At 62.0% G+C, this 23,823-nt stretch carries 25 protein-coding genes and 3 tRNA genes; 20 read left to right on the forward strand and 8 right to left on the reverse strand.

What is annotated here, in order from left to right; translation table 11 throughout:
• The first annotated feature begins 233 nt into the window (after window positions 1-233).
• Genes ACJ8IP_RS15380 through fucP form a run of 7 tightly spaced genes read left to right on the forward strand, consistent with a single transcriptional unit; the run spans window position 234 to window position 6,395 of the window.
• Window positions 234-974 carry an SDR family oxidoreductase gene (locus tag ACJ8IP_RS15380; RefSeq protein ID WP_164057718.1) on the forward strand — a complete coding sequence of 247 codons (741 nt, stop codon included), beginning with the start codon at window positions 234-236 and terminating at the stop codon, window positions 972-974.
• 25 nt (window positions 975-999) lie between these two features.
• Window positions 1,000-1,845 (forward strand): fumarylacetoacetate hydrolase family protein, encoded by an 846-nt coding sequence (locus ACJ8IP_RS15385; RefSeq protein WP_164106865.1) that lies wholly within the window; start codon window positions 1,000-1,002, stop codon window positions 1,843-1,845.
• Window positions 1,846-1,859: 14 nt separating this feature from the next.
• Window positions 1,860-3,137 (forward strand): L-fuconate dehydratase, encoded by a 1,278-nt coding sequence (locus ACJ8IP_RS15390; protein WP_094142306.1) that lies wholly within the window; start codon window positions 1,860-1,862, stop codon window positions 3,135-3,137.
• Window positions 3,138-3,151: 14 nt separating this feature from the next.
• A complete protein-coding gene (locus ACJ8IP_RS15395; protein WP_442524448.1) occupies window positions 3,152-4,015 on the forward strand; it encodes an amidohydrolase family protein in 864 nt (287 codons plus the stop codon).
• Window positions 3,993-4,769, forward strand: a complete 777-nt coding sequence (locus tag ACJ8IP_RS15400; RefSeq protein WP_033651361.1) for an SDR family oxidoreductase — start codon at window positions 3,993-3,995, stop codon at window positions 4,767-4,769. Before ACJ8IP_RS15395 ends, ACJ8IP_RS15400 begins: the two co-directional genes overlap by 23 nt.
• Window positions 4,766-5,125, forward strand: coding sequence for an L-rhamnose mutarotase (locus ACJ8IP_RS15405; RefSeq protein ID WP_197652758.1), 360 nt, complete (start codon window positions 4,766-4,768; stop codon window positions 5,123-5,125). Before ACJ8IP_RS15400 ends, ACJ8IP_RS15405 begins: the two co-directional genes overlap by 4 nt.
• Window positions 5,126-5,165: 40 nt before the next feature.
• Window positions 5,166-6,395, forward strand: a complete 1,230-nt coding sequence (gene fucP, locus ACJ8IP_RS15410; protein ID WP_042783649.1) for an L-fucose:H+ symporter permease — start codon at window positions 5,166-5,168, stop codon at window positions 6,393-6,395.
• 1 nt (window position 6,396) lies between these two features.
• Here fucP and ACJ8IP_RS15415 read toward each other — a convergent pair whose 3' ends face one another.
• Window positions 6,397-7,599 (reverse strand): MFS transporter, encoded by a 1,203-nt coding sequence (locus tag ACJ8IP_RS15415; RefSeq protein ID WP_042783650.1) that lies wholly within the window; start codon window positions 7,597-7,599, stop codon window positions 6,397-6,399.
• Between the two features lie 108 nt (window positions 7,600-7,707).
• Between ACJ8IP_RS15415 and ACJ8IP_RS15420 the strand changes: the two genes are divergently transcribed.
• On the forward strand, window positions 7,708-8,619 hold the full coding sequence (locus tag ACJ8IP_RS15420; RefSeq protein WP_033651358.1) for a LysR family transcriptional regulator: 912 nt from the start codon (window positions 7,708-7,710) through the stop codon (window positions 8,617-8,619).
• A gap of 10 nt (window positions 8,620-8,629) precedes the next feature.
• On the opposite strand, the gene ACJ8IP_RS15425 is transcribed toward ACJ8IP_RS15420, so the two are convergent.
• The gene (locus ACJ8IP_RS15425; RefSeq protein WP_033641780.1) at window positions 8,630-9,826 is read right to left on the reverse strand and encodes an MFS transporter; all 1,197 of its coding nucleotides are present in this window, start codon (window positions 9,824-9,826) and stop codon (window positions 8,630-8,632) included.
• Between the two features lie 136 nt (window positions 9,827-9,962).
• Between ACJ8IP_RS15425 and ACJ8IP_RS15430 the strand changes: the two genes are divergently transcribed.
• Complete coding sequence (locus tag ACJ8IP_RS15430; RefSeq protein ID WP_033641781.1) at window positions 9,963-10,559, forward strand: TetR/AcrR family transcriptional regulator; 597 nt, start codon at window positions 9,963-9,965, stop codon at window positions 10,557-10,559.
• Between the two features lie 45 nt (window positions 10,560-10,604).
• Here ACJ8IP_RS15430 and ACJ8IP_RS15435 read toward each other — a convergent pair whose 3' ends face one another.
• Window positions 10,605-11,684 (reverse strand): GGDEF domain-containing protein, encoded by a 1,080-nt coding sequence (locus ACJ8IP_RS15435; protein WP_033641782.1) that lies wholly within the window; start codon window positions 11,682-11,684, stop codon window positions 10,605-10,607.
• Between the two features lie 260 nt (window positions 11,685-11,944).
• Here ACJ8IP_RS15435 and ACJ8IP_RS15440 point away from each other — a divergent pair, with 260 nt between their 5' ends.
• Complete coding sequence (locus ACJ8IP_RS15440) at window positions 11,945-12,229, forward strand: DUF1435 domain-containing protein (RefSeq protein WP_033641783.1); 285 nt, start codon at window positions 11,945-11,947, stop codon at window positions 12,227-12,229.
• Between the two features lie 89 nt (window positions 12,230-12,318).
• Here ACJ8IP_RS15440 and ACJ8IP_RS15445 read toward each other — a convergent pair.
• From ACJ8IP_RS15445 to ACJ8IP_RS15460, 4 genes are all read right to left on the reverse strand, one after another.
• A tRNA-Leu gene (locus ACJ8IP_RS15445) sits at window positions 12,319-12,405 on the reverse strand.
• Between the two features lie 42 nt (window positions 12,406-12,447).
• Window positions 12,448-12,534 (reverse strand) — tRNA-Leu (locus ACJ8IP_RS15450).
• A gap of 36 nt (window positions 12,535-12,570) precedes the next feature.
• Window positions 12,571-12,657: transfer RNA gene (locus ACJ8IP_RS15455), tRNA-Leu, on the reverse strand.
• Window positions 12,658-12,729: 72 nt separating this feature from the next.
• Window positions 12,730-13,674: a LysR family transcriptional regulator gene (locus ACJ8IP_RS15460; RefSeq protein WP_033651709.1), complete on the reverse strand. Its 945-nt coding sequence runs from the start codon at window positions 13,672-13,674 to the stop codon at window positions 12,730-12,732.
• A gap of 118 nt (window positions 13,675-13,792) precedes the next feature.
• Between ACJ8IP_RS15460 and ACJ8IP_RS15465 the strand changes: the two genes are divergently transcribed.
• Entirely contained in the window at window positions 13,793-14,785 is a 993-nt protein-coding gene (locus tag ACJ8IP_RS15465; protein WP_164106951.1) for an aldo/keto reductase, read from the forward strand.
• 51 nt (window positions 14,786-14,836) lie between these two features.
• On the opposite strand, the gene rsmC is transcribed toward ACJ8IP_RS15465, so the two are convergent.
• Window positions 14,837-15,877 (reverse strand): 16S rRNA (guanine(1207)-N(2))-methyltransferase RsmC, encoded by a 1,041-nt coding sequence (gene rsmC / locus ACJ8IP_RS15470; RefSeq protein WP_033641786.1) that lies wholly within the window; start codon window positions 15,875-15,877, stop codon window positions 14,837-14,839.
• Between the two features lie 146 nt (window positions 15,878-16,023).
• Between rsmC and ACJ8IP_RS15475 the strand changes: the two genes are divergently transcribed.
• The 9 genes from ACJ8IP_RS15475 to ACJ8IP_RS15515 all read left to right on the forward strand — a co-directional run bounded on the left by ACJ8IP_RS15475 (window position 16,024) and on the right by ACJ8IP_RS15515 (window position 23,668).
• Window positions 16,024-16,461 (forward strand): DNA polymerase III subunit psi, encoded by a 438-nt coding sequence (locus ACJ8IP_RS15475; RefSeq protein WP_046688207.1) that lies wholly within the window; start codon window positions 16,024-16,026, stop codon window positions 16,459-16,461.
• Window positions 16,406-16,849 (forward strand): ribosomal protein S18-alanine N-acetyltransferase, encoded by a 444-nt coding sequence (gene rimI / locus ACJ8IP_RS15480; protein WP_033641788.1) that lies wholly within the window; start codon window positions 16,406-16,408, stop codon window positions 16,847-16,849. The genes ACJ8IP_RS15475 and rimI overlap by 56 nt, the downstream gene beginning before the upstream one ends.
• Window positions 16,850-17,000: 151 nt before the next feature.
• A complete protein-coding gene (prfC, locus tag ACJ8IP_RS15485; RefSeq protein WP_033641789.1) occupies window positions 17,001-18,590 on the forward strand; it encodes a peptide chain release factor 3 in 1,590 nt (529 codons plus the stop codon).
• A gap of 516 nt (window positions 18,591-19,106) precedes the next feature.
• Window positions 19,107-19,721: a molecular chaperone OsmY gene (gene osmY / locus ACJ8IP_RS15490; protein WP_033641790.1), complete on the forward strand. Its 615-nt coding sequence runs from the start codon at window positions 19,107-19,109 to the stop codon at window positions 19,719-19,721.
• A gap of 161 nt (window positions 19,722-19,882) precedes the next feature.
• On the forward strand, window positions 19,883-20,044 hold the full coding sequence (locus ACJ8IP_RS15495; protein WP_004933089.1) for a DUF1328 domain-containing protein: 162 nt from the start codon (window positions 19,883-19,885) through the stop codon (window positions 20,042-20,044).
• 68 nt (window positions 20,045-20,112) lie between these two features.
• Complete coding sequence (locus tag ACJ8IP_RS15500) at window positions 20,113-20,298, forward strand: CsbD family protein (protein ID WP_004933086.1); 186 nt, start codon at window positions 20,113-20,115, stop codon at window positions 20,296-20,298.
• 10 nt (window positions 20,299-20,308) lie between these two features.
• Entirely contained in the window at window positions 20,309-21,427 is a 1,119-nt protein-coding gene (locus tag ACJ8IP_RS15505; protein ID WP_033651706.1) for a patatin-like phospholipase family protein, read from the forward strand.
• Window positions 21,424-22,206 carry a TatD family hydrolase gene (locus ACJ8IP_RS15510; protein ID WP_164106950.1) on the forward strand — a complete coding sequence of 261 codons (783 nt, stop codon included), beginning with the start codon at window positions 21,424-21,426 and terminating at the stop codon, window positions 22,204-22,206. Before ACJ8IP_RS15505 ends, ACJ8IP_RS15510 begins: the two co-directional genes overlap by 4 nt.
• Before the next feature lie 184 nt (window positions 22,207-22,390).
• Complete coding sequence (locus ACJ8IP_RS15515; protein WP_004933076.1) at window positions 22,391-23,668, forward strand: NupC/NupG family nucleoside CNT transporter; 1,278 nt, start codon at window positions 22,391-22,393, stop codon at window positions 23,666-23,668.
• Window positions 23,669-23,823 lie beyond the last annotated feature (155 nt).

Genomic DNA, 23,823 nt, shown 5'->3' on the forward strand with positions numbered 1-23,823 from the left:
TTGACCTTTGACGATTCGGCGTTCAGTGATTTGGCGCACAATTATGCGACAAGGCGCTTGAGTAATCGTTATTCAAGTGTAAAAAAATGGTTAATTGAAATGTGGTTTCAAGGCTGTTTTATTAACTTCTTCCCCCAACGATAACGCGTAAAGCGTCTTTTGTCATGTTAGAGGCCTGACCTTTAATCGCCCTTAGTGGCCTGACCATTAGACCTTTAGGCCGAGGAGTCAAGATGGATTTAACCGGGAAACGCGTACTGATCACCGCCGCCGGGCAAGGGATCGGATTCACCACCGCCAGGCTGTTCGCCGCCGCCGGCGCCGACGTGATCGCCAGCGACATCAACCTCGAGCGCCTGCAGGGCTGCGCCGGGATCCGCGCGCTGACGCTGAACGTCACCGATCCGGCCGCCATCGCGGCGGCGGCGGAAGCGATCGGCCCGATCGACGTGTTGTTCAACTGCGCCGGCGTGGTGCACAGCGGATCGATCCTCGATTGCAGCGAGGATCAGTGGGCGTTCGCGCTCGATCTCAACGTGACCGCAATGTTCCGCATGATCCGCGCCTTCCTGCCGGGCATGTTGGCGCGCGGTAAAGGTTCGATCATCAACATGTCTTCGGTGGCCTCGAGCGTGAAAGGGGTGCCGAACCGCTTCGCCTACGGCGCCAGCAAGGCGGCGGTGATCGGCCTGACGCGCTCGGTGGCGGCGGATTACGTCACCCAGGGCATCCGCTGCAACGCCATTTGCCCCGGCACGGTGGAATCGCCGTCGCTGCGCCAGCGCATCGCCGAGCAGGCGCGCGAGCAGGGGCGCAGCGAGCAAGAGGTGTATCAGGCGTTCGTCGCCCGCCAGCCGATCGGGCGCATCGGCACCACCGAGGAAATTGCCCAGTTGGCGCTGTATCTGGCCTCCGACGCCAGTTCGTACACCACCGGCACGGTGCAGATCATCGACGGCGGCTGGAGCAACTGAGCCGCCATTTTTGAGAGAGGAACGCATGAAACTTTTACGTTACGGGGAACCCGGGCAAGAGCGCCCCGGCATGTTGGATGCGCAGGGCCGCCTGCGCGATCTGTCGCAGCATATCGCCGACGTGGGCGGCGCCGCGTTATCGCCGGCGTCGCTCGCCAAACTGCGCGCGCTGGACAGCGCCGCGTTGCCGCTGGTCGAGGGGCAGCCGCGCCTCGGCGCCTGCGTCGGCGGCATCGGCAAGTTCATCTGCATCGGCCTGAATTACGCCGATCACGCGGCGGAAACCGGCGCGGCCATTCCTGAAGAACCGGTGGTGTTCAACAAATGGACCAGCGCGGTGGTCGGCCCCTACGACCGGGTGGAGATCCCGCGCGGCTCGCAGAAAACAGACTGGGAAGTGGAGCTGGGCGTGGTGATCGGCCTGGGCGGGCGCTACATCAGCGAAGCGGACGCGATGCGCCACGTCGCCGGTTATTGCGTGATCAACGACGTCTCCGAACGCGAGTATCAAATTGAGCGCGGCGGCACCTGGGACAAGGGCAAAGGCTGCGACACCTTCGGGCCGATCGGCCCCTGGCTGGTGACCGCCGACGAAATCGCCGATCCGCACAACCTGAACCTGTGGCTGGAGGTGGACGGCAAGCGCTATCAGGACGGCAACACCAGCACCATGATCTTCCGCATTCCGCAAATCGTCAGCTACCTCAGCCGCTTTATGAGCCTGCAGCCGGGCGACGTGATCTCCACCGGCACGCCGCCGGGCGTCGGCATGGGGCAGAAACCGCAGCCCGTCTATCTGCGGGCGGGCCAGACGATGCGTCTGGGCATCGAAGGGCTGGGCGAACAGCGCCAGCAAACCGTACAGGCTTAACCGGGAGCGCCGCCATGACCACCATTACCGCACTGCGGGTTGAAGACATTCGTTTCCCCACCTCGTTGGGGCTGGACGGATCCGACGCCATGAATCCGGATCCCGACTATTCCGCCGCCTACGTGATCCTGGAGACCGATCGCGCGGATCTCAGCGGCCACGGACTGACGTTCACCATCGGCCGCGGCAACGAGATCTGCTGCGCGGCGATCCGCGCGCTGGAGCATCAGATCGTCGGCGAGCGGCTGGAGGATATCGCCGCCGACATGGGCGCCTTCTGGCGGCGCTTCACCAGCGACAGCCAGCTGCGCTGGATCGGGCCGGACAAAGGCGCCATTCACCTGGCGACCGGCGCGGTGGTCAACGCGGTGTGGGATCTGTGGGCCAAATCGGTCGGCAAGCCGGTGTGGCGGCTGGTGGCGGAGATGACGCCGGAGGAACTGGTGCGCTGCATCGACTTCCGTTACATCACCGACTGCATCACGCCGCAGGAAGCGCTGGCGCTGCTGAAACAGCGGGCCGAGGGCAAAGAACGGCGCCTGGAGCGACTGCTGCAGGAAGGGTACCCCTGTTACACCACCTCCGCCGGCTGGCTGGGTTACCCGGATGACAAGCTGCGCCGCCTGTGCCAGGAAGCGGTCGACGCCGGTTTCTCCTACCTGAAGCTGAAGGTCGGGCGCGATCTGGAAGACGACATTCGCCGGGTGCGCATCGCCCGTGAGGTGATCGGCCCGGATCGCCGGCTGATGATCGACGCCAACCAGGTGTGGGAGGTGGGCGAAGCCATTCCGTGGGTGAAACATCTGGCGTTCGCCAACCCCTGGTTTATCGAAGAACCGACCAGCCCGGACGACGTGGAAGGGCATCGCCGCATCCGCGAAGGGGTGGCGCCGGTCAAGGTGGCCACCGGTGAGATGTGCCAGAACCGCATCATGTTCAAGCAGTTCATCATGCGCGGCGCGGTGGACGTGGTGCAGATCGACGCCTGCCGTCTCGGCGGCGTCAACGAAGTGCTGGCGGTGATGCTGATGGCGGCCAAATACCAGCTGCCGGTCTGCCCGCACGCCGGCGGCGTCGGGCTGTGCGAATACGTGCAGCACCTGTCGATGATCGACTACCTGTGCATCGCCGGCACCCACGAAGGGCGGGTGATCGAGTACGTCGATCATTTGCATGAACACTTTGTCGATCCCTGCGTGATCAACGGCGCGGCCTACATGCCGCCGAGCCGTCCCGGTTACTCGATCGAGATGCATCCGTCGTCGATCGAGCAGTATCGGTTCCGCGGGTGAGGCGGGAGGATCGCATGCCGCGCATCGACGCTCACCAGCACTACTGGCGCTACCACCCGCAGCACTACCCGTGGATCGACGAGCGGATGCGCGTGCTGCGACAGGATTTCGATCCGCCCCGGCTGCGGCCGCTGTTGCAGGAACACGGCTTCGACGGCGCACTGGCGGTGCAGGCGCGCCCCAGCGAGGACGAGACGCTGGCCCTGCTGGCGCTGGCTGAGCAGAGCGAGGGCGTATGCGGCGTGGTGGGCTGGTTGGATATCGCCGCGCCACAGCTGGCGCAGCGTCTGGAGGCCTGGCGGCCTTACAGCGCGCTGCGCGGGGTGCGTCATCAGGTGCAGGACGAAGCGGATCCGGCGGCCTGGCTGGCGCGGCCGGAGGTGGATCGCGGCATGCAAACGCTGCAGCGCGCCGGGTATGTGTACGAGATCCTGGTGACGCACCGGGATCTGGCGGCCGCGGCGGCGTTTGCCGGCCGCCACGACCAACACTGGCTGGTGCTGGATCACTTCGGCAAGCCGGACATCATGCGCGGCGCGCGGCACTGGGCGCAGCAAATCCGGCCGTTGGCGGCGCTGCCGCACGTGGCCTGCAAGCTGTCGGGGCTGATCACCGAGGCGCCGGGTGGCCGGTGGCGCGCGGAAGAACTGCTGCCGTTCTTCGATGCCGCGCTGGAGGCGTTTGGCCCGCAGCGGCTGATGTTCGGCTCCGATTGGCCGGTGTGCCTGCTGGCCGGCGACTACCGCCAGGTGGTGCAACTGTGTGAACGGGCCCTCTCGACGCTGGGGGCTGCCGAGCAGGCGGCGATTTGGGGCGACACCGCCTGGAAAATTTACGGGTTAACGGAGTCTGGTTATGGATCTGTATCTGCAAGATAAGGTGGTGCTGGTCACCGGCGGCGGTGCCGGCATCGGCGCGGCGATTTCTCATGTGCTGGCCGAGGAAGGGGCGATCCCGGTGCTGGTCACCAACGCCGCGCCGGAGGCGGCGCTGCTGGCCGATTTACAGCGGTTGCAGCCGCGCACCGGGGTGATCCTCACCGAATTGTGCGACGAGGCGGCCTGCCGCCGGGCGGTCAGCCAGACGCTGGCGACCTTCGGCCGCATTGACGGGCTGGTGAACAACGCCGGGGTCAACGACGGCGTCGGGTTGGAGGCGGGGCGCGAAGCGTTCGTCGGCTCGCTGGAAAAGAATCTGGTGCATTACTACCTGATGGCGCACCTGTGCCAGGCGGCGCTGCGGGAGAGCCGGGGCGCCATCGTCAACATCGCCTCCAAGACCGCACTCAGCGGGCAGGGGGGCACCAGCGGCTACACCGCCGCCAAGGGCGCGGTGCTGGCGCTGACGCGCGAATGGGCGGTGTCGCTGCGCCATGATGGGGTGCGGGTGAACGCGGTGGTGCCGGCGGAGGTGATCACCCCGCAGTACCAGCGCTGGCTCAACACCTTCGCCGAGCCGCAGCGGCAGATGGAGAAGATCACCGCGCGCATTCCGCTCGGGCAGCGCATGACCACGCCGCAGGAGATCGCCGATACCGTGGCGTTTCTGCTGTCGTCGCGGTCATCACACACCACTGGACAGTGGCTGTCGGTGGACGGCGGCTACCTGCATCTCGATCGGGCGCTGACGTGAGCGGCGCGGTGGCAGGGCGGCGCCGTTTCTGCCAGGCGCTCGATCTGATTGACTCACCGGCGCTGATTGCGGAGTACCAGCAGCATCATCAGCGCATTTGGCCGGGCATCGCCGCGCATTTGCGCGAGCACGGCATTCTGGACATGGAGATTTACCGGTTAGGCACCCGGCTGTTCATGATCGTGGAGGTCAGCGCCGATTTCGACGCCGCGCGTTTTGACGCCGCCAGCCTGAACAACCCCGAAGTGCAGCGATGGGAAGCGCTGATGTGGCACTACCAGGCCGCCACCCCCTGGACGCCGCAGGGCGAAAAATGGGTGGAAATGGCGCGGATTTTCTCTCTGCAACAGCAATAACGCCAACATCATCATCGCCAGACGATACGAGGGTATCACCATGCTTGCTGAAAAAAGTGCGGCCTCCGCGCAGCCGGGCGTCCCCGTGACCGCCAATCTGCGCTGGGCCTTTATCCTGGTCACCAGCCTGTTCTTCATGTGGGGGCTGTCCTATGGCCTGCTGGACGTATTAAACAAACATTTTCAGGAGACGCTGCACGTCACCAAGGCGCAGTCGGGGCTGCTGCAGGCGGCGTACTTCGGCGCCTATTTCCTGGTGGCGCTGCCCGCCGGTTATTTCATGGATCGCAAGGGCTATAAGGCGGGCATTCTGGTCGGGCTGTGCCTGTACGCACTGGGCGCGCTGCTGTTCGTGCCGGCGGCGTCGGCCAACAGCTTCGCCGTATTCCTGTTCGCGCTGTTCGTTATCGCCAGCGGCCTGGGCTGCCTGGAAACGGCGGCCAACCCGTACGCCACGGTGTTGGGCGACGCGCAGGGCGCCGAACGGCGGCTTAACCTGGCCCAGTCGTTCAACGGCCTCGGGCAGTTTATCGGCCCGCTGATCGGCGGCACGCTGTTCTTCTCCGCCGGCCAGTCCGTCGGCGGCGGCGATCAGAGCGCGGTGAAGATGACCTATGTGGCGATCGCCGCGCTGGTGCTGCTGATCGCGCTGTTGTTCAGCCGCACCCGGCTGCCGGCGATCCGCGAAGAGGAAAAACCGGTGCACGGCGTGATAGCGCAGGGGTTGTGGCAGCATCCGCATTTCGTCGGCGGGGTCATCACGCAGTTTTTCTACGTGGCGGCGCAGGTGGGCGTGGGGGCGTTCTTCATCAACTACGCCACCGAGCACTGGCGCGAGGTGTCTAACCAGAGCGCCTCTTACCTGCTGTCGATCGCCATGATCTGCTTTATGGTCGGACGTTTCTTCAGCACCTGGCTGATGGGACGGGTCAAACCGGCGACGCTGCTGGCGGTCTATGCGCTGATCAACATTGCGCTGTGCGGTGTGGTAATGCTGAGCGTCGACGGCGTCTCGGTGGTGGCGCTGATCGCGGTGTTCTTCTTTATGTCGATCATGTTCCCGACCATTTTCGCCCTGGGGGTGAAAAATCTGGGCAAGCACACCAAGCGCGCCAGCTCGTTCATGATCATGGCGATCGTCGGCGGCGCCATCATGCCTTACTTTATGGGGGCGCTGGCCGACCGTTACAGCACCGCGCTCTCTTATCTGCTGCCGCTGCTGTGTTTCGCGGTGGTGTTGGTTTACGGCCTGCGGCAGCGCCGCGCCTGACTCACCCCGGCGGCGAATCGGCTTTCGCCGCCGTTTTCGGCCTCTGCCGCCGGGTCCCCATCAGGATGGCCAACGCCAGCAGCAGCACCAGGCTGGACAGCGCGCCGTTTATCGTCAGGCCGCCGGCATCCACCACCAGCCCGCCCACCAGCGAACCGCAGGAAATCGCCAGGTTAAACAGCGCGATATACAGTGAAGAGGCGACCTCGGCCGCATCGGGCGCCGCCTTGAGCATCCACGCCATCAGCGCAACGGAAACGCCGCCGTAGGCGATGCCCCACAGCAGCAGGAAGGCGCCGCCGCTCAGCGGCGTGTGGCCCAGCAGCGGCAGCAGCAGGACGGCGAGCGCCAGCCCGAGGGCGATCAGCGCCAGGGTGCGGCGCAGTCGTTTGGCGGCGGCCTGGCCGGCGATAAAATTCCCGACGAGGCCGGCGATGCCGTAGGCGAACAGCAGCGGCCCCACCCAGCGGCTCTCGATGCCGGAGACCGTCTGCAGCAGCGGACGGACAAAGGTGTAAGCCATAAAGTGGCCGGCGACCAGCAGAAACGTCAGCAGCAGCCCGGTCAGCAGCCGGCGATTCGCGCGTTGCGCGGTGAACGACCGCCAGCCGATCGCCTGCGTGACCGGCAGCGGCGGCAGCACGCACACCAGCAGGAGCAGGGTCAGCGCCGCCAGAACGGCGACCGCCAGAAACGCCATGCGCCAGCCCAGCGCTTCGCCGAGGAATACCCCGAGCGGCACGCCGAATACCGAGGCCGCCGCTACGCCGCCGAAGATGATGGACAGCGCCAATCCGACGGAGGCCGGCGGCACCAGGCGTTCCGCCAGCCCGCCGGCGATGGCCCAGATACCGCCGATGCAAAAGCCCAGCAGGATGCGCGCAGCGAACAGCAGCGCCAGGGAGGTGGCGGCGGCGGCCAGCAGGTTAGCGGCTGTCAGCAGCAGCAGAAAGCCCGCCAGCAGGTTGCGGCGGTCCGTGCGCCGGGCGCCCAGCACCACCAGCGGGGCGAACAGCGCGGCGAACAGGGCCGGCAGGGAAATCAGCAGCCCGGCGCGGCCGATCGATGCGTTCAGGGTGTTGACGATCGGGGTCAGCAGCCCGACGGGCAGCATTTCTGCGGTGACGACGGTAAAGGTGGACAGGCCGACCGCGAAGGTCGCCAGCCACGCTTTTGCGCCGCCGTCGGCGTGTAAGGCACTCATAATGACTCTCCCAACAGATGACGAACCTCAGTGTATCCGCGCCAAAATGGCTGATAAACTGGCCTGAATGCGCAACATTGGGGACAAAGCGTGGCTAATTTACCGTCTATGCCGTTGGATAACCTGACCGACCTGCTGGTATTCATTCGCGTCGCCGACGCCTGCAGCTTCACGCTGGCGGCCGAGAGACTGGGCATCTCCCGATCGGCGGCGGGCAAATGCGTGAACCGATTGGAGGCGCGATTGGCGACCCGGCTGCTGCAACGCACCACGCGCAGCGTCAGCCTGACCGAAGACGGCGCGGTGTTTTACGAATATGCGCAGCGCATCCTGTCGCAGGCCGAAGAGGCGGAAACGGCGCTCAATACGCGGCGGCAAACCCCGCGCGGGCGGCTGCGGCTGGATGTGCCGGTCTCGTTGGGGCGGTTGCATATTTTGCCGATTCTGCGGGAATTTTTGGCGCAGTGGCCGGAGGTGGACGCCGACGTCAGCTTCTCCGACGATTACAGCGATTTGGTGCGCGACGGTATCGATGTGGCGATCCGCGTCGGCGGCAGCGACGACAGTCGGCTGGTGCGGCGGGTGCTCGCGCCGCACCGCCTGATCACCTGCGCGGCGCCGGACTATCTGGCGCGCTACGGCACGCCTGCGACACCGGAGGCGCTGGGCGATCACGAGACGCTGGTCTTCAGCCACCAGGGATTGCCGGCGCCCTGGCGCTATCGGGTTAACGGCCAACTGCACGAACAGCCGGTGCGCGGCCGGATGCGTTTCAACAACGTCGAGGCATTGCGGGATGCAGCCGTCGCCGGGGCCGGTCTGTGTCAGGTAGGGGCGTTTCTGGTCGGTGAACAGATGGCGGCCGGCACGCTGGTGCCGGTGCTGGAACGCTATTGTCGCCCGGGGCCGCCGATCTGCGCCGTCTATCCCAGCCGACGCCATCTCTCCCCCAAAGTGAAACTGTTTCTGGCGGCGATCGAACGGCGCTGGCAGGGCAAGGCGATTTGGGAAACCGTTTAGCGCAGGCGGTTCACGCCGCTTTCAAGGCCAGCGTTCGCCGCATTAGGCGATAGCCGCCGGCCGCCACCAGCAGTACGACCAGGCCGGCCGTGAGCGTGACGCCAAAGCCGGCCGTTATCCCCGCAGCGTCGATCGCCAGGCCCGCCAGGGCTGCGCCGAACGCCACGCCTATCCCCAGACCGGTGACCATCCAGGTCAATCCCTCCGTCAGCCTGGCGGGGGGCACGATGTTTTCAACCAGCCCCATGGCAATGATCATGGTCGGCGCGAAAAACAGTCCGGCGACAAACATCGCCGCCGCCAGCGTCAAGACATTGTGCACCCACAGCAGCGGCAGGGTAGTGAATGCGGTGGCGAACGCCGCGTATAAGAACAGGCGGGGCAAGGGGACGGGGATCTTCATTGCGCCGAAAATCAGCCCGGCGAGGCAGGAGCCAAACGCGTAAACCGACAGTACGATGCTGGCGGCGGCCGGCTGGCCTTGCTGCTCGGCGAAGGCCACGCTGATGACGTCCACGGTGCCGACAATGGTGCCCAGGGCGATCAGCGCCAGCACCAGAATTTGCATTGACGGCATAGCCAGAATGGCGCGCTGCCGCTCGCTGTTGCGGGTGTAAACCGGGGGCTGTGTGCTTTTTTGCAAGGCGAATGCCGTGACGCCCGCCACCAGAAGCAGCGCGGCCACCAGAGGGCCGGCTTCTGGGAAAAGTGAAACGCTGAGCCCCACGGCGATCGGCGGGCCGATGATAAAGGCGACTTCGTCCAACACCGACTCGAATGAAAATGCCGTGTGCAGCTGCGGCGTGCCGCGATAAATTTCGCTCCAGCGAGCTCTGACCATCGCGGAGATGCTGGGCATGCCGCCCGCGAGCGCGGCGAAGACGAACAGCGCCCAATCCGGTGCCTGGTAGCGAGTGCAAATCAGCAGCAGCAAGAGGGCGATCGCGCTGGTCCCGGTGGCATACGGCAGCACTCGGCGTTGGCCGAAGCGATCCGCTGCGCGCGCGATCTGCGGCGCGAGCAGCGCCATGGAAAAGGCGAACGTCGCCGCCACCGCGCCCGCTAACCAATAGGAGCCGCGTACCTGCGAGAGCATGGTAATGATGCCGATGCCGGTCATCGAGACCGGCAGGCGCGCGATTAGCCCGGCAGAGGAAAACGCCTTGCTGCCCGGGGCGGTGAACAGTTTGAAATAAGGATTTGCCATAAAATGGGCTCCGGAATGTTGCGGCTCGGTATTCGCTCAATGTCCATCATTGACATACGCCACGTATGTTACGTTAATTGACATACATAGCGTATGTCAATTATAACGTCATCAATAACGAGGCGGGAGTGAACCCATGGCACGTAAAGCGCGTACCGAAATGATTGAAGAAACCCGACAAAAGCTGGTGGCGGCGGCCCGCCTGCAATTCGGCAACGTGGGGTATGCCGAAACGGTGATGGATGATCTCACCGCCCAGGCCGGCCTGACGCGCGGCGCGCTCTATCACCATTTTGGCGATAAAAAGGGGCTGTTCCTGGCGGTGGTGCAGGCGATAGACGCGGAGATGGATGCGCATCTGGCTGAGATAACCGCGAGTACTGCGGATGACTGGGAGGCTTTTGCGGCGCGTTGCCGCAGTTATCTGATCATGATGACGGAGCCGCAAGCGCAACGCATTCTGTTGCGTGATTCACCTTCGGTGCTGGGAGCTGAATATCTGCGGGCCAGCAAGCTGGCGTGCATCAGCTGGATGACGGGCGCATTGGAGGTATTGATGGCGCAGCGGCGTATCGCTATCGCCGAGCCGGAAGCGCTGGCGCATTTAATCAACGGCGGCCTGATGGATGCCGCGCTGTGGGTCGCCCATCATCCGGAAAAAGACGTGGGGCTGGAACAAGCCTTGGCCAGTTTGAACCTGTTGCTGAACGGGCTGCGTTCCACCGCCGTATAGCCGTATAAGTGTTGATGTCAGCCGCCGCGCCGTTACCACGGCGGCTTAAGAGTGAACGGCAGCGGGCTCGACGTTTTGCGCCAGCTGAATATTGTTGCGGCCGCTGTGCTTCGCCAGATAGAGCGCGGCGTCGGCTGCGCCTATCGCCGATTCGATGTCCAGTTTTTCCAGCGCGGAGATGCCGGCGCTGAGCGTCAGCGTGCCGCTGTGCTGCGGACTGGCGCCGTGCGGGATGTTCAGCTCCGCCACCCGCTGGCGCACCCGTTCGGCCAGTTGCGCCGCGTAGCCTTCGTGCACGTTGGTCAGCAGCACCAAAAATTCTTCCCCGCCGTAACGCACCACGATGTCGCGCGAACGCACCGCATCGCGGATGGCGACCGCCACCTGCACCAATGCCCGATCGCCCATGGCGTGGCCGTAGCTGTCGTTATAGACCTTGAAGTGGTCGATATCCAGCAACAGCACGTAATGATGGCCGGTTTGCGGTTCCAGCAGCATCGTGATCTTATTCTCCAGCCCGCGCCGGTTATAAAGGCCGGTCAGAGGATCGATCATGCTCAAATTATTGAATTTATCGCGCTCGTTATACAGGTTGGCCACCAGCGCGTGAGTAAAGATTTCACTGCGTTTCAACATCAGGTGGTGGATGGAGAAAGCGATAATAGGTAATAGCGTGGTGAATAATATCCGCAGGGTATTATGCATGCCGTCTAAAGCCAGGATCACCATTGCGGAAGGCACGGCGTGTAAACAAAAGGCGGTAAAGTTGTCCGTCAGGGAAATAGCGCTGATAAAAAAGATGCTAAACAAACTAATTAATAAAAAATCTTGGTTATTCGGTAGGCAATATTGACTTTTAACGTAAATATGTGCGGCCCAGAGCAGGCCGAGCACGCCGGCGAACAGGTTGAGTTTGCACAAGTATTTGCGTGGCGTTTGCAGGGACAATAGCGCGGCTACCAGACAAAATAGCGGTATACATAATAAAGGTAGGGTAAATGCGGGCGTATCCCTAAAAGGGAACAATAATGTAAATACGGAAGAGGCGGCATTCATTATCAGAAAAAGAAATAATGCCAGGCGCTGCTTGCTGTTCAGTAATTCCTGATAAGAACGGGCGTTCATACGGAGGTCACTCTTTGCAAAGTCGTTCTGTCGAATAATTAAGGTTGAGAAGCATTCCTTTGGCGCGAATATCCACTTGAATTGCATGGTTGAGTATTGTGATTATTATCATGCAAACAGGACTAGGAATTTTCTTATGTCAAATTATCATTTTTTCATGCTGGTGTCATCTGGGTTTGGTCAGCGCAGTGAAAATGATGCGGCGGCCAAAAAAGTGTTATATGATATTGGTTATCATTATCACTTGAAGGGGGGTTGTCATGCTCACCGCCATGATTGCCGCGTGCGGGCTGTGGGGCGTCAGTTGGTGCCTCGGGGATCGCCTGGCCAGCGCCTGGGGCGTTTTGCTGCCTTGTGCGCTGATGCCGCTGCTGGCCTTGATCGACCTGGATATGGTGCAGTTGCGCACCCTGATCGTGATAGCGATGTTGGCCACGCTGGTGATGCTGTTCAACAGCCGGCTGCGCCACTATCTGCTGCTGCCTTCCTGTATGGCGCTGGCGGGCGGCCTGGCGGCTGTCAGCCTGAACTTCAGCTTCGGGTGAAACGCCGGAAACGGCAAAACCACGCTTAAGCGTGTGATTCATCAATGCGTTGGGATTTTTTCGAGGATACTGCCGGGGAGATCATCAATTGGTGCGAAGAGAGGGACTTGAACCCTCACGTCCGTAAGGACACTAACACCTGAAGCTAGCGCGTCTACCAATTCCGCCACCTTCGCACAGTCGATGTTGTTGCTTTGATTTATATTACGTCGCCAGCGTGGTGCGAAGAGAGGGACTTGAACCCTCACGTCCGTAAGAACACTAACACCTGAAGCTAGCGCGTCTACCAATTCCGCCACCTTCGCATCGATGCTGAGTGCAATATAAATCATGTGGTTATTTGGTGCGAAGAGAGGGACTTGAACCCTCACGTCCGTAAGGACACTAACACCTGAAGCTAGCGCGTCTACCAATTCCGCCACCTTCGCGTACCAGAAACATTACCGGAGTAACGTTACCACGGAGGCGAATTCTAGAGATTTTGGCGGACACGTCAACAGTTATTTCCCCGCTTTGCGGGCGTTTGCTGGAAAAACAGCCATATCGCCGCTTTTCTGCTGGTCAAACAGCCAAATCAGCCAATCAATCAACACTCTGACCCGCGGCGCCAGGAAACGGCCGGGCGGATACATGATGTAAATCGGCATCGGCGGAGGCGGCGTTTCCGCCAGCACTTCCACCAGTTCGCCCTGTTCCAGCCAAGGGGCAAGCGAATAGCGCGCCGCCTGTATCAATCCCATGCCGGCGCGCGCGCCGGCGATATAGGCGTCGGCGCCGCTGACGCTCAGCCGGGCGGGCAGTTCGCGCAGTTCCAGCTTGCCGCCGCGGCAAAACTCCAGCGGGTAATCGCGGTTGCTGGCCAGCGAAAAATACCCCACCGCGCGGTGCGGCGTCAGGCTATCGATGTCGAGCGGCGTACCGTGGGCCTGTAGGTAAGCGGGAGAAGCGCAGGTGACCTGCGGCAACTGGGCGATGCGCCGCGCCACCAGGCTGTCGTCTTCGGTTTCCCAGGCGCGCAGCACGCAGTCCACGCCTTCGCGCAGCAGATCGACGTGGGTGTCGTTGGCGCCCAGCGCCAGCGTGATGTCGGGATAGCGCCGGTAGAAGTCGTCCAGCGCCGGAATGACGACCTCGCGCGCCAGCGAATGGGGCATATCGATGCGCACTTTGCCGGACGGCTGCAGCTTATGGTGGCTGAACAGCGTGTCCGCCTCCTCCAGCGCGCCCAGCAACTGCACGCAGCGTTGATAGTAGAGACTGCCTTCGCTGGTCACCTGCACCTGGCGGGTGGTGCGGATCAGCAGGCGCACGCCCAGCCGCTGTTCCAGCCGTTTCAGCGCGTTGCTGACCGTGGCGCGCGGCAGCTGCAGGCGTTCGGCCGCCCGGCTGAAGCTGCCCAGTTCGACGATGCGGGTAAAAATGCGCATGGCTTGAACCTGATCCATTACCACTCCGTATTGTTGGTGATTTTTGAACAGTGATGTGCAATCTGCATTATTTATCTTTGTCGCGTAAACAACCAGACTTTGCTGCGTTATCCATTCACCGCATGAGGGCAGCACAATGCAACAACGTAAACTCGGTTCCCACGGTCCCGTCGTCTCCACCCTGGGGTTGGGATGCATGGGCATGAGCGACTTCTACTCCACCGGCGCCGATCGGCAGGAAGCCATCGCCACGCTGCACCGGGCGCTGGAGCTGGGCGTCACGCTGCTCGACACCGCCGACATGTATGGCCCGCACACCAACGAAGAGCTGGTGGGGGAAGCGATCAAAGGCAAGCGGCAACAGGTGTTCCTGGCCACCAAGTTCGGCATTCTGCGCGATCCGGCGGATCCTTCGGCGCGCGGCGTCAGCAGCCGGCCCGAGTATATCCGGCGCTCCGTCGAGGGCAGCCTGCGGCGCTTGGGCGTGGAGGAGATCGATCTTTATTATCAGCACCGGGTCGATCCGCAGGTGCCGATCGAGGACGTCGTGGGCACGATGGCGGATCTGATCCGCGAAGGCAAGATCCGCCACATCGGCCTGAGCGAGGCGTCGGTCGCCACGCTGGAGCGGGCGCACAAGGTGCATCCGATCACCGCGCTGCAGACCGAATATTCGCTGTGGACGCGCGACGCCGAGCAGGGCGTGCTGGCGGCCTGCGAGCGCCTGGGCATCGGCTTTGTGCCCTACAGCCCGTTAGGGCGCGGTTTCCTCACCGGCGCTATCCAGCGGCCGGAGGATCTGGCCGAGGACGATTTCCGCCGCAGCAACCCGCGCTTCCAGGGGGAAAACTTCAGTCGCAATCTGGCGCTGGTGGAGAAGGTGAGCGAGCTGGCGGCGCAGAAGGGCGTTAAACCTTCGCAGCTGGCGCTGGCCTGGGTGTTGGCGCAGGGGGAACACATCGTGCCGATCCCCGGCACCAAACGCCGTCGTTACCTGGAAGAGAACGTCGCGGCGGCGGAGATAACGCTGAGCGCGGCTGAGCTGGCGGCGATTGAAGCGGTGTTCCCGCTGAGCGCGGCGGCCGGCGATCGCTACGGCGCGGAGTCGATGACCTACATCAACGGTTAAAAAAAAGCGCGGCCTGCAGGCTGCGCTCTGTCGTTTTCCGCCAACGGCGAATTATTTCTTCTTCGGTGCGCGCGGCGGACGGCCGACGGTCGCTTGGTACACCTTGAAGCGGCCGTTCTGCGCCAGCACTTCGTGGCTGCCGAAGGTGGCGTCCAGAATGTCCGGGTATGGCAGGAAGGCGTTGGCGACAATGCGCAGTTGGCCGCCGATCGGCAGGTGCTTCACCGCGCCGCGGATCAGGGTTTCGGCGGCGGTCAGGCTGGTCTGCAGCCCGTCGTGGAACGGCGGGTTGGAGATGATCATGTCGAAACGGCCGGTGATGTCGGAGTAAACGTTGCTGACGATCACTTCCCCTTCGATGCCGTTGGCGGCCAGCGTCGCGCGGCTGGATTCCACCGCGGCGGCGTTGACGTCGCTGAGGGTCAATTTGACTTTCGGCGACAGCTTGGACATTACCGAGGCCATGACGCCGGCGCCGCAGCCGATGTCCAGCACCTTGCCTTTCATGTGTTTTTCCAGCGTCGACAGCAGCAGCGAGCTGCCGACGTCCAGACCGTCGCGGCTGAACACGCCCGGCAGCGTTTTCACTTCCAGATCGTGCAGCTGATAGCTGTCCCACCAGTCGTTCAGGTCGAACTCGGTCTGCGCGTCCAGGCGGCCGTGATACAGGCCGCAGCGGCGCGCGCTGTCGATTTTCACCAGCGTGACGTGGCCTTCCAGCGTTGGCTCGGCGCTGCGCACGCCGCTGCGGTTTTCACCGACCACGAACACGTCCGCGCCCACCGGCAGCAGCGCCAGGATGTTGCACAGCTGGAATTGCGCTTCCTGCTTGCTCTTCGGCCAGTAGTAAACCAGCGTGTCGCAGTCGGCGACGAAAGCGGGATCGACGGTCAAACCGAACTGCACGTTATCGCCCATCGTCCGGTTCAGTAACTGCCAGTGATGGTATTGCTGAGTGTGGACGCGCACGTCCGCGGCCTCGAATTGGGCCGGCAGGCTGTCCTGCAGGTCGCCGGCAAACAGCACGCGGCGTTCGATAAATTCATCACTGTGGCGCAGCATGACTTCACTGGCGGGGGTTAATGCAGACATCAGATATTGGCTCCTGGAAATGAGACCGGGGATTATAGAGCTTTGTGGCGATATGTTCGACGGGTTTGTTGGCGCGGGCTGCGCGGGTTTGTTAGCATAGCGCGGCGCATGGCAGGCATGGCGCACCACAACGGGTAGGAATCGGCATGGCATCAAAACGCGACTGGCTGTTACAACAACTGGGTATTACGCAGTGGACATTGCGCCGCCCGGGCGTGTTGCAGGGCGAAGTGGCGGTCAGTCTGCCGCCCGAGACGCGCCTGCTGGTGGTGGCGCAGACGCTGCCGGCGCCCGACGATCCGCTGTTTTGCGACGTGCTGCGCAGCCTGGGGCTGACGCCGGCGCAAACCTACAGCCTGACGCCGGAACAGGTGGCGATGCTGCCTGAAGAGACCGCATGCAACAGTTGGCGGCTGGGCGTGACGGAACCGCTCGCGGTCGCCGGCGCGCAGCTACACAGCCCGGCGCTGGCCGAGCTTTCCCAAGACGCGGGGGCCAAACGCGCCCTCTGGCAGCAGATTTGTCATCATGAACACGATTTCTACCCTGACGGCGGCCGACCTGGCCACGGCCTTCAACATTGAGCAAGCCAGCCACGCTTTCCCCTGGACGGAAACCACCTTTGCCAGCAATCAGGGCGATCGCTACCTTAACCTGAAGCTGAGCGCCGATGGGGAGATGGCGGGGTTCGCCATCACGCAGATCGTGCTGGACGAAGCCACGCTGTTCAACATCGCCATTCATCCGCAGCACCAGCGCCGGGGCTTTGGCCGCCTGCTGCTCAACGCGTTGATCGAACAGCTGGAGAGCCGCGGCGTGGTTACGCTGTGGCTGGAAGTCCGTGCCTCCAACCAGGCGGCGATCGCGCTGTATGAAGATCTCGGTTTCAACGAAGTCACCGTGCGTCGTAATTATTACCCGAGCGCCCACGGCCGCGAAGACGCGATCGTGATGGCGTTGCCGCTGGGGTAATCAGCCCGGCCGGAAAAAGCATTGATTGTCACCGGTTGGCAAATCGGCGAAAATGCCCGGCTGTTATCTTTTATTCACCGCTTTGCCCGGCGCCGCGATCGGCGCGTTCTGATGATGTCGCAGGGCGGACTAACCGTAGAACCTGAAAACCATGTCTCCTAGTGAATTTGCCCGCGAAGTCTCCAAAAGAAGAACTTTCGCCATCATCTCGCACCCCGATGCCGGTAAAACCACCATTACCGAAAAAGTGCTGCTGTTCGGACAGGCGATCCAGACCGCCGGTACGGTAAAAGGCCGCGGCTCCAGCCAGCACGCCAAATCCGACTGGATGGAAATGGAAAAGCAGCGTGGGATCTCGATCACCACCTCGGTGATGCAGTTCCCGTATCGCGACAGCCTGGTCAACCTGCTGGATACCCCGGGGCACGAGGACTTCTCCGAAGATACGTATCGCACCCTGACCGCCGTGGACTGCTGTCTGATGGTGATCGACGCCGCCAAGGGCGTTGAGGATCGCACCCGCAAGCTGATGGAAGTCACCCGTCTGCGCGACACGCCGATCCTGACCTTCATGAACAAGCTGGACCGCGACATCCGCGATCCGATGGAAGTGATGGACGAAGTCGAGCGCGAACTGAAAATCGCCTGTTCGCCTATCACCTGGCCGATCGGCTGCGGCAAGCTGTTTAAAGGCGTTTACCACCTGTACAAGGATGAAACCTACCTGTACCAGACCGGTAAAGGCCACACCATTCAGGAAGTGCGCATCGTCAAAGGCCTGAACAACCCGGAGCTGGATGTCGCCGTAGGCGAAGATCTGGCGGCGCAGCTGCGCGATGAGCTGGAGCTGGTGCAGGGCGCTTCCCACGAGTTCGATCAGGCGGCGTTCCTGAGCGGCGAGCTGACCCCGGTGTTCTTCGGTACCGCACTCGGCAACTTTGGCGTGGATCATATGCTGGACGGCCTGGTGGCCTGGGCGCCGGCGCCGATGCCGCGCAAAACCGACACCCGTGAAGTGACGGCGGCGGAAGAGAAATTCACCGGCTTTGTGTTCAAGATCCAGGCCAACATGGATCCGAAGCACCGCGACCGCGTGGCCTTTATGCGCGTGGTGTCCGGCCGTTACGAGAAGGGCATGAAGCTGCGTCAGGTGCGCACCGGCAAAGACGTGGTGATCTCCGACGCGCTGACCTTTATGGCCGGCGACCGTTCGCACGTGGAAGAAGCCTATCCGGGCGACATCATCGGTCTGCACAACCATGGCACCATCCAGATCGGCGATACCTTCACTCAGGGTGAAGACATGAAGTTCACCGGCATCCCGAACTTCGCGCCTGAACTGTTCCGCCGCATTCGCCTGCGCGATCCGCTGAAGCAGAAACAGCTGCTGAAGGGGCTGGTGCAGCTGTCGGAAGAGGGCGCGGTGCAGGTGTTCCGCCCGATCGCCAACAACGATTTGATCGTCGGCGCGGTCGGCGTGCTGCAGTTCGACGTGGTCGTGGCGCGTTTGAAGAGCGAGTACAACGTGGAAGCGCTGTATGAGTCGGTCAACGTGTCGACGGCGCGCTGGGTCGAGTGCGACGACGTGAAGAAGTTCGAAGAGTTCAAGCGCAAGAACGAGATCAACCTGGCGTTGGACGGTGGGGACAACCTGTCCTACATCGCGCCGACCATGGTGAACCTCAACCTGACGCAGGAACGCTATCCTGACGTGACCTTCCGCAAGACCCGCGAACACTGATACATCGGCAGGGCGCCCGGTGCGCCCTGCCAATTCCCCGTATTCTCACTCCGCTAATTAATAAATCTTCCTCATATTTTATCCTGCGAATCGATGTCGCCCAGGCGAGACGCGATTGGCCTGCGTTTTCCGCCGCATGGTCTATCTTTAACGAGATGTCCGCACATTGCTTGAGAGTAAATCACTGTAATACGCTTATTGTTTGGTGAGTTATTCTGATGTGTTGCCGATAGGAGACAGTCTGTTTCCTTAAATATCAATGAGATGACTGTTTTACCGTTTCGTGTCACTTAGTCTGTCGTCAATAGGCGACAGTTTTTTGATTAAAAATCCGACTCAACGCTTTTTTTGTTTGATTTTTAAGGCGTTTATGGAGTTGGCACGGCGGTTGCAATATTCCTGTCGTGAACGCTTAATCGTATAGCGATGATGAAGTATTTACCGAGAGTCCGCGTGAAGGCGGCTGAAGGGTTCCGGCGCTCTGGCGCTGGGGCCCCCAACAAAAGGAAGAGATCGATGAAAAAGACCAAATTTGCACACTCGCTGATGGCTGTTGTTTTGGGTTCTGCTTTGGTGAGCGGCACTGCGCTGGCCGAAGACAGTCTGCTCAACAAGGCGTCTAACGCCGCGGACAGTGCCGGTGCCAAAATCGATAGCTCCATGAAAAAAGTTGACGGTTACATGGATGACAGCGCGATAACGGCTAAAGTTAAAAGTGCATTGGTGGACGATAAGAGCATCAAAAGCACTGACATTTCGGTGAAAACCGAAAAAGGCACCGTGATCCTGAGCGGGTTTGTCGGCAGCCAGGCGCAGGCGGAGCATGCGGTTGCGGTTGCCGGCAAGGTGGAAGGCGTCAAAACCGTCAGCGACAAGCTGCACGTGAAAGATGAAGCCAATCAGTCGATCAAATCGTATGCCGGCGACACCGCCACCACCAGCGAGCTGAAAGCCAAGCTGCTGGCCGATGACATCGTGCCGTCGCGCAATGTGAAAGTGGAAACCACCGATGGCGTGGTGCAGCTTTCCGGTGAAGTGAAAACGCAGGCGCAGTCTGAGCGTGCCGAAAGCATCGCCAAGGCTATCGACGGCGTGAAAAGCGTGAAAAACGACCTGGTGGTCAAGCAGTAATCCCGCCAGGCGCCCGTAACAAGTAACAACAAGCCGCATCTGTCGGGCCGTCAAGGCGGCCCGACGTGTACCACCAAAAAAAGAAACTGATTTGCCGTCGATGTCCCGTTGTCGGGGCGGTAGACGGCAGCGAATTTTTTCACAATGGTAAGGAGAAGCTTATGTTTCGTTGGGGCATTATCTTTTTAGTCATCGCGCTTATCGCTGCGGCACTGGGGTTCGGTTCGCTGGCGGGCACCGCCGCCTGGGCCGCCAAAGTCGTGTTCGTTGTCGGCATCATCCTGTTCCTGGTCAGTCTGTTCACCGGCCGTCGGCGCCCTTAGCCGGCCGGCATTTTCCTGCAAACTGTAACAAAGCTTAATTCCTTTTCTCACGTCGGGGAGGGCCGGCCATGAACAGCGACATCATCGTCGGGCGCTGGAAACAGCTGAAAGGTCAGGTATGGCAGGCTTGGGCCGAATGGTCCGGCAGCGATGGTGCCTGGTTGGCCGGCAGCAATGATTTCCTCGTCGGCGTGCTGCAAGAGGATTACGGAAGAGAGCGAGACGCGGTATCCTCGGAGAAAACGTCTCACTGAGGATGCCAAGTTGGGATACAGAATACCCATCACGCTCGGCAATATAGAACCGCTGGCGTCTAAACCTTTTCGACCAGGAAAAATGGCGTTGGTCTGCGAAGGCGGCGGCCAGCGCGGCATTTTCACCGCCGGCGTGCTGGACGAGTTTCAGCGCGCGGGCTTTAACCCTTTCGATCTGCTGATCGGCACATCGGCCGGCGCTCAGAATCTGTCTGCCTATATCTGCGGGCAGATGGGCTACGCGCGTCGGGTGATCACCCGTTACACCACTTCGGCACAGTTCTTCAATCCGCTGCGCTTCGTGCGCGGCGGGCATCTGATCGATCTCGATTGGCTGGTTGATACGGCGGCGGCGCAGATGCCGCTGGCGATGGACGTGGCGGAACAGCATTTTACCGACGGGCGCGAATTCCTGCTGTGCGCCTGCCGCAGCGACGATTTCGAGCCGACCTATCTGCCGGCGCAGCGCGAACGCTGGCTGCCGGCCATCAAGGCGTCCAGCGCCATTCCCGGCTTCTACCGTCAGGGCGTGGAATTGGACGGCGTCAGCTATCAGGACGGCGGCATCAGCGATGCGATCCCGGTGGAAGAGGCCTATCGCCGCGGCGCCGACACCATCGTGGTGATCCGCACCGTGCCTTCGCAAATGTACTACACCCCGCAGTGGATGAAGCGCATGGAGCATTGGCTGAGCGACAGCAGCCTGCAGCAGATGGTGCGCATCCTGCAGCATCACGAGCAAAGCTATCACCGCATCCAGCGCTTTATCGAAAAGCCGCCGGGCAAGCTGCGCATCTTCGAGATCTTCCCGCCGAAGCCGCTGGCCAGCAATGCGCTGGGCAGCCGATTGGGGGCGCTCAATCAGGATTATCACCTGGGGCGCCGCTGCGGCCGCTACTTCCTGGCCACCGTCGGCCAGTGGATGGCGCAGCAGGAGCCCGACGGCATGAAGGTGCGAAAAGCGTTGTCGCGCCGCCTGATCCAGCCGGAGAACGTCAGAATGCCTTCGCCGATCGTGACCGACATCGCCATGCCCACCGAGCGGGCGGCGCAGCCGGAGGCCGCGGTGGCGGCGCCGAAAATCATCCTGCCGGGCGATCTGCCGCCGGGTGAAGGGGGGGCGCTGTGAGTTACGCCTTTACCGACACCCACTGCCATTTCGATTTCCCGCCCTTTACCGGGCATGAGGCCGAGAGCCTGGCGCGGGCGGCAAGCGCCGGCGTAAAGCGCATCATCGTCCCGACCGTCACCGCCGATCGCTTCGCGCGGGTGTTGCGGCTGGCGCAGGAGCATGCGCCGCTGTTCGCCGCACTGGGGCTGCACCCGCTGTATATCGCGCAGCATCATGAGCCGCAGTTGGAACAGTTGGCGGCGCTGCTGGCCGAACGGCCGCACAAGCTGGTGGCGGTGGGGGAGATCGGGCTCGATCTGTATATGGATAACCCACAGTTCGAGCGGCAGCAAAGCGTGCTGCTGGCCCAACTGAAGCTGGCGAAACAGCATGACCTGCCGGTGATCCTGCATTCGCGCCGCACCCACGACCAGCTGGCCGCCGCGCTGCGGCGCATGCAGATGCCGCGCCGCGGCGTGGTGCACGGCTTTGCCGGTAGCCTGTCGCAGGCGCAGGCGTTTATCCGCCTCGGCTATTACATCGGCGTGGGCGGCACCATCACCTATGAGCGGGCGCAGAAAACGCGCGCCGTGATGGCGCAGCTGCCGCTTGAGGCGCTGCTGCTGGAGACCGATGCGCCGGACATGCCGCTGGCCGGCTATCAGGGGCAGCCGAACCGCCCCGAGCGCGCCGCCGAGGTGTTTCACGCGCTGTGCGAACTGCGGCCGGAACCGGCCGACGTGATAGCCGCCCACCTGCAACGCAATACCCAAGCGCTGTTCGCCATGCCGAATTGAGGTCTGCATAACGTGACTTGTGTCACGTTATAAGATTTTCATTTGCGTCTCGTTGTATACATTTGTGACATAAATCGGTGCGAGGGTGACCTCGCTCAGTATAATCCCCCCCGAAACTCTCCAATAGCAGACCTCTCTTCATGAGCAGGGATGTATTTTATTTTTTGCAACAGGGAAACTTTGCATGCAACTCATCATGAGTCTGGTCGGGATGGCGGTGCTGATCGCCATTGCGGTGCTGCTCTCCAGCAACCGTCGGGCCATCAAACTGCGCACCGTGGTGTGGGCGTTCATCATTCAGGTCGGTATCGGCGCGCTGGTGCTGTACGTGCCGCTGGGCCGCAGCATCCTCGGCAGTATGTCTAACGGCGTGGCAAACGTTATCGCTTACGGCAATCAGGGCATTTCGTTCATCTTCGGCGGGCTGGTGTCCGACAAGATGTTCGAGGTGTTCGGCGGCGGCGGCTTCGTGTTCGCGCTGCGCGTCCTGCCGGTGATCGTGTTCTTCTCCTCGCTGATTGCGGTGCTGTACTACCTCGGCATCATGCAGTTGGTGATCCGCGTGCTGGGCGGCGGCCTGCACAAGCTGCTGGGCACCTCGCGCACCGAATCGCTGTCGGCGACCGCCAACATTTTCGTCGGCCAGACCGAAGCGCCGCTGGTGGTGCGTCCGTATATCGCCACCATGAGCCAGTCAGAACTGTTCGCCGTGATGTGCGGCGGCCTGGCTTCGGTGGCCGGTTCGGTGCTGGCGGGATACGCGCAGATGGGCGTGCCGCTGGAATACCTGATCGCCGCGTCCTTCATGGCCGCGCCGGGCGGGCTGCTGTTCGCCAAGCTGATGGTGCCTGAAACCGAGCAGACCCACGATAAAGACGATGCGATGAAACTGATCGCCGAAGAGGATCGTCCTGCCAACGTGATCGATGCGGCGGCTTCCGGCGCGGCTTCCGGCATGCAGCTGGCGCTGAACGTCGGCGCGATGCTGCTGGCGTTTATCGCGCTGATCGCCTTGCTCAACGGCATTCTCGGCGGCATCGGCGGCTGGTTCGATTACCCGCAGCTGTCGCTCGAGCTGATCCTCGGCTGGGTGTTCTCGCCGATCGCCTTCCTGATTGGCGTGCCGTGGAGTGAAGCGATGACCGCCGGTTCGTTTATCGGCCAGAAGATCATCGTCAACGAGTTTGTCGCCTATATGAACTTCGGCGCCTATCTGCGCCCGGACGATGTGGTGGCGGCGGAAGGCCTGCAGGTGCTGTCAACGCACACCAAGGCGATCATCTCCTTTGCGCTGTGCGGTTTCGCCAACCTCTCCTCGGTGGCGATCCTGCTGGGCGGTTTGGGCAGCATGGCGCCCAACCGCCGCCATGACATCGCGCGTTTCGGTCTGAAGGCCGTGGCGGCGGGCACGCTGTCCAACCTGATGAGTGCCACCATCGCCGGCTTCTTCCTGGCGCTGTAAGCCCTCGCTGAGCCCGCGTCGGCGCGACCGATCGCGGGACTCCGCCTATACTCTAAGCAACGCGGGTGCTTGCCGCATCCGCGATCTTCAGCCGCTTCTTTAGCGAATTTGTGAACGATATCGCGTTATTTTGTGATGTTCTTCACATATAATTC

Origin of the sequence: Serratia sp. CY52157, assembly GCF_052168495.1 — a bacterium.
GTDB lineage: Bacteria > Pseudomonadota > Gammaproteobacteria > Enterobacterales > Enterobacteriaceae > Serratia > Serratia ureilytica.

Coding starts and splice junctions, on each gene's coding strand:
- ACJ8IP_RS15475 (WP_046688207.1), top strand. CDS start 16,024: ATGGCATCAAAACGCGACTGGCTGTTACAACAACTGGGTATTACGCAG.
- ACJ8IP_RS15500 (WP_004933086.1), top strand. CDS start 20,113: ATGAACAGCGACATCATCGTCGGGCGCTGGAAACAGCTGAAAGGTCAG.
- ACJ8IP_RS15495 (WP_004933089.1), top strand. CDS start 19,883: ATGTTTCGTTGGGGCATTATCTTTTTAGTCATCGCGCTTATCGCTGCG.
- ACJ8IP_RS15440 (WP_033641783.1), top strand. CDS start 11,945: ATGCTCACCGCCATGATTGCCGCGTGCGGGCTGTGGGGCGTCAGTTGG.
- ACJ8IP_RS15465 (WP_164106951.1), top strand. CDS start 13,793: ATGCAACAACGTAAACTCGGTTCCCACGGTCCCGTCGTCTCCACCCTG.
- ACJ8IP_RS15515 (WP_004933076.1), top strand. CDS start 22,391: ATGCAACTCATCATGAGTCTGGTCGGGATGGCGGTGCTGATCGCCATT.
- ACJ8IP_RS15400 (WP_033651361.1), top strand. CDS start 3,993: ATGGATCTGTATCTGCAAGATAAGGTGGTGCTGGTCACCGGCGGCGGT.
- rsmC (WP_033641786.1), bottom strand. CDS start 15,877: ATGTCTGCATTAACCCCCGCCAGTGAAGTCATGCTGCGCCACAGTGAT.
- ACJ8IP_RS15420 (WP_033651358.1), top strand. CDS start 7,708: ATGCCGTTGGATAACCTGACCGACCTGCTGGTATTCATTCGCGTCGCC.
- ACJ8IP_RS15385 (WP_164106865.1), top strand. CDS start 1,000: ATGAAACTTTTACGTTACGGGGAACCCGGGCAAGAGCGCCCCGGCATG.
- fucP (WP_042783649.1), top strand. CDS start 5,166: ATGCTTGCTGAAAAAAGTGCGGCCTCCGCGCAGCCGGGCGTCCCCGTG.
- ACJ8IP_RS15460 (WP_033651709.1), bottom strand. CDS start 13,674: ATGGATCAGGTTCAAGCCATGCGCATTTTTACCCGCATCGTCGAACTG.
- prfC (WP_033641789.1), top strand. CDS start 17,001: ATGTCTCCTAGTGAATTTGCCCGCGAAGTCTCCAAAAGAAGAACTTTC.
- ACJ8IP_RS15430 (WP_033641781.1), top strand. CDS start 9,963: ATGGCACGTAAAGCGCGTACCGAAATGATTGAAGAAACCCGACAAAAG.
- ACJ8IP_RS15380 (WP_164057718.1), top strand. CDS start 234: ATGGATTTAACCGGGAAACGCGTACTGATCACCGCCGCCGGGCAAGGG.
- ACJ8IP_RS15435 (WP_033641782.1), bottom strand. CDS start 11,684: ATGAACGCCCGTTCTTATCAGGAATTACTGAACAGCAAGCAGCGCCTG.
- rimI (WP_033641788.1), top strand. CDS start 16,406: ATGAACACGATTTCTACCCTGACGGCGGCCGACCTGGCCACGGCCTTC.
- ACJ8IP_RS15390 (WP_094142306.1), top strand. CDS start 1,860: ATGACCACCATTACCGCACTGCGGGTTGAAGACATTCGTTTCCCCACC.
- ACJ8IP_RS15425 (WP_033641780.1), bottom strand. CDS start 9,826: ATGGCAAATCCTTATTTCAAACTGTTCACCGCCCCGGGCAGCAAGGCG.
- ACJ8IP_RS15415 (WP_042783650.1), bottom strand. CDS start 7,599: ATGAGTGCCTTACACGCCGACGGCGGCGCAAAAGCGTGGCTGGCGACC.
- osmY (WP_033641790.1), top strand. CDS start 19,107: ATGAAAAAGACCAAATTTGCACACTCGCTGATGGCTGTTGTTTTGGGT.
- ACJ8IP_RS15395 (WP_442524448.1), top strand. CDS start 3,152: ATGCCGCGCATCGACGCTCACCAGCACTACTGGCGCTACCACCCGCAG.